Source organism: Nostoc sp. CHAB 5715, from assembly GCF_020829685.1.
Lineage (GTDB): Bacteria > Cyanobacteriota > Cyanobacteriia > Cyanobacteriales > Nostocaceae > Nostoc.
Map to the genome: position 1 here is coordinate 1 of NZ_JAIVFR010000848.1, position 3,314 is coordinate 3,314.

The 3,314-nt window shown below is 40.0% G+C and carries 3 protein-coding genes; all 3 read left to right on the forward strand.

The features are described from left to right. The first annotated feature begins 363 nt into the window (after positions 1-363). The 3 genes from LC574_RS32375 to LC574_RS32385 are packed head-to-tail and all read left to right on the forward strand — an operon-like array spanning position 364 to position 3,064. A complete protein-coding gene (locus LC574_RS32375; protein WP_229457693.1) occupies positions 364-1,308 on the forward strand; it encodes a hypothetical protein in 945 nt (314 codons plus the stop codon). Positions 1,309-1,328: 20 nt separating this feature from the next. Beyond that, complete coding sequence (locus LC574_RS32380) at positions 1,329-2,123, forward strand: hypothetical protein (RefSeq protein ID WP_229457694.1); 795 nt, start codon at positions 1,329-1,331, stop codon at positions 2,121-2,123. 14 nt (positions 2,124-2,137) lie between these two features. Further along, positions 2,138-3,064 (forward strand): hypothetical protein, encoded by a 927-nt coding sequence (locus LC574_RS32385; RefSeq protein WP_229457695.1) that lies wholly within the window; start codon positions 2,138-2,140, stop codon positions 3,062-3,064. The last annotated feature ends 250 nt before the right edge of the window (positions 3,065-3,314 follow it).

Here is a 3,314-nt window from a genome sequence, read left to right on the forward strand (position 1 = left end):
GTAGATTCCCTAATTGTTGGAAATAAAAGTGAATTCAACCCCAAAAGATTAGACTAATAAAAATTTTCTGGACTAGATTTTTCAAAATTACCAGTAATATGAGTTACATCTGCGGAATGCAGGTTTTTAGGTAAAGTTTACCGATTTGCCGAGTTAGTGATGCATTAAGTTAATATTATTTAATATTTAGTGATGCACTAATTTTAATTAGTGCATCACTAAAATGACAAGGTTTATTGATAGTGAGGTGTTTATTTGTTCTAGCGATATAGGTTTTGATATAAAACTTAAGGTTTGTAACTAAAACCCCTGTTGTTTCTATAAACTGAAGAGAAATCTCGATAAACCAAGTTCAAAAAACGTGTGTCAAATCAGCGCGAACGCTTTTCTGGAGGGGATACTGACCGAGTATCTTTTACCCTTGCGCCCGGTGTGCGGCAAAAGGTAGATGATTTACTGCCGATATTGGGTGGCACTTTGGCGAAAGCTTTAAGGCGTTTAGTTGATTTGGGTTTAGATTTAGTTGACCTAGCTCAAAAAAGTGGTAAGTCGGTTCCTCAACCGGGTAGTTTGGAGCAAATGTTTTCTGGTTATACCTCTTTGGGCATAGAACTGATATTTGCGTGTGAATCCTTGGGTTTATCAGTACCAGAAGTGGGCCAGGTAGGGGTTTGGTTTGTAGATAATCTCTCCCTTGGCTTGGGTGATATTGAGGGTATCAAGAAAGACAATGATTTTCAGGCATCACGTATATTTCGCTTAAGTCGAGAAATTCAAAAGTTTTTTCAGCAGCAGCTTAATGTCTTATCGGAAGACGAGTATGCTACATTTCTGAAAAATTTGCATAGGGAAGCTGTTATTGGACAAGAGTTTGTAGCTGCTTGTCAGACGCTGGGTTGGCAACTGCCAGAGACAGGAAAACTACAGGAGTGGTTGCAGGATTTGGTGGTGCGTTCGCACAGCGTCTCCGCAGTAGAATCACAATTATCAAACGAGTTATTAGAAGAATGCGATCGACTGGGGATAGACCCGCCAAAACCTGGTGAGGTTGCAGCGTGGCTACAAAATACCCGCCCTGCGGTATTTGAGCAGTCAATGCACGAACATAGGTTACCTTTTACGGATGATGGTTTGCCTTTAGGGGGGTCGCAACCTTTTTTGGAGCATTTACTTACACTAAATGCACCGCCAACTGAAGATGAGGAGTATGACATTGCTCATAGGTTTGGTGTAGACCCAGCCCATCTTAAGGATTTGATATCCCGCATGAGGTTTGACAAGAACGGACAGACAAATAATTGTCATTAATTTGCTGAGGGGATAAATGCATGGATGCCATTGAAGATTCCTCAACGTTGTGGACTTTACTATGCAAGCCTGGATGGGAAATTAAACCCAATCCAGTAAAGCATCTACTCAAAATTAAAGCTCCTGACTACCAGGAAGCATTAATGCTTTATACCAACTATCGGAAATTTCTAGCAATGTGGACGGCATCCCTCAACTGTACCTGTGCTTTGATTGGAATTCAGGGGATGCGTGGGTCTGCATTTAAAATTATTGCAGCAACGCCAGCATCGCAGCAGAAGTTATATGAAGACTTGATTTTTGCAAGCTTACGAAAGTCGGTTAGTTGTGATTCAGAAAGACTAGTTGATCGGGAATTTGAGAATGATATCAGCAAGTATTCAGGGTTTTACATTGCCGAAACTTGTTTGCACCCTGAGCTTAGACCAATTGTTGATGAAATATTCTCAAACCCAGACAAGAAACTTGCCCTGACGCGAATGTCTGACAATTTGCAATTAATCGTGTCTGCATCAGCAGCGCGGGCGATGAGTTCTGACTCACAAGATGTGGTGCGTCGCCGAACGACTGACTTTTGGCACGCTAGAGACTACGAATGTTTTTTGCGGATGTTCAAGCAAGATGGGGGAGCGGGGTTTGAAATTACTTACCAAGCAACAACCAATCTCCCAAAAATTAATCCTTTGGCACCGTGGGCGCAGTTTACTACAAGCTATCGGTTTTTTGAAATTGATGTTGGCGGGCGCACAGAAGTGTACCGTTTGGGCGAAGGTAAAGATATCACTCCAATCAGTCGTCCCAAGGTTGTTTCATAATATAGCGAGGTTTTATGGCAGTAAGATTCCTAGAAAACAAGGGCAGTGGCAATATTCTAGAGATTAGTCGAGCTAGACTTTTAGAGCTTACCCCGAATGTTTATCCTCTTACCTGGGAAACGATTCTTTCAGGTAAGGGTGATAGTGCAGCTATCTTGGGTGCAGGTTTTGCCGAACGTGAAGTTTTTTTTGGTTTTGAGGGAGTTGACTTAACGCGCTACCAACTTCCGACAATCGATTGTTACGATATTGCTACTAATCCACCAGAAAAGTTTTTAGCTTTACGCAGCCAATACCCAAATCTACAGTTAAATTATTTTTGCGATCGCAATTTAGCAGAACTAGAACTGACAAAACTTTATGCTCCTAATAGCCTGCGGCTAGTTTCGGTTCATGGAGTATTAGATTACTTACAACCACATACGGTTACAAAAACATTACTTGATATCGTGAAGGTGCAGCCAGAGGCAATATCGATACGGTTATTTTTAATTGGCAATCCGTGGTCGCGTAATTTTGCGAGTATAGAGCAACTAGCGATGGAATTAAATTCAATAGAAATTACTACAAATGGCTTAGTCGAGTCGATTGATTTTGATATATTTTGTCGTATAGGCATTATGCAATTAAATATTTTAGATAAGGATAAAATTGAACATAACTTGTTACCAAGTTACGGTGCATCTCATGTAATGCCTGATAAATTAGTTGGTTATTTAATTAGTCAAGGATATCAGCTTGTTGCAAATGATGTGTACTCACTTTCTAGTCAAGATTTACAAAGTGATGAATTGCAGAATCACAATAGTAATAAGAAAGATTTATCTTTAGATAATCCACATAGAATATTATTATTTTTCAACCGATACAACACTCATTTGAATCGAGCTAATCAACGAATCTGCGTTAGCGAAACTCCTCCCTTTGAGAGGCTCGCATAAATTCCCGCCTTACGATTCAGATTTTCAAATCAGCACTCCATCACCAGAAGATATATCTTTTACATAGCAGAGGATTTAAATATATCTGCAAAATTTTGTAAATAATTCTACTTGCAGTTAACAAAATTAGTACTTACACACTGTACAAATTGGCCATAGTATGGGTTACGATTTTTGGTCGTTTCAGGCGCTTTGCATAACCCCGATTTATTCCCATATTTGCGTAGGCGTAGCCCGTCGTAGACATCGC

Coding starts and splice junctions, on each gene's coding strand:
- LC574_RS32380 (WP_229457694.1), top strand. CDS start 1,329: ATGGATGCCATTGAAGATTCCTCAACGTTGTGGACTTTACTATGCAAG.
- LC574_RS32385 (WP_229457695.1), top strand. CDS start 2,138: ATGGCAGTAAGATTCCTAGAAAACAAGGGCAGTGGCAATATTCTAGAG.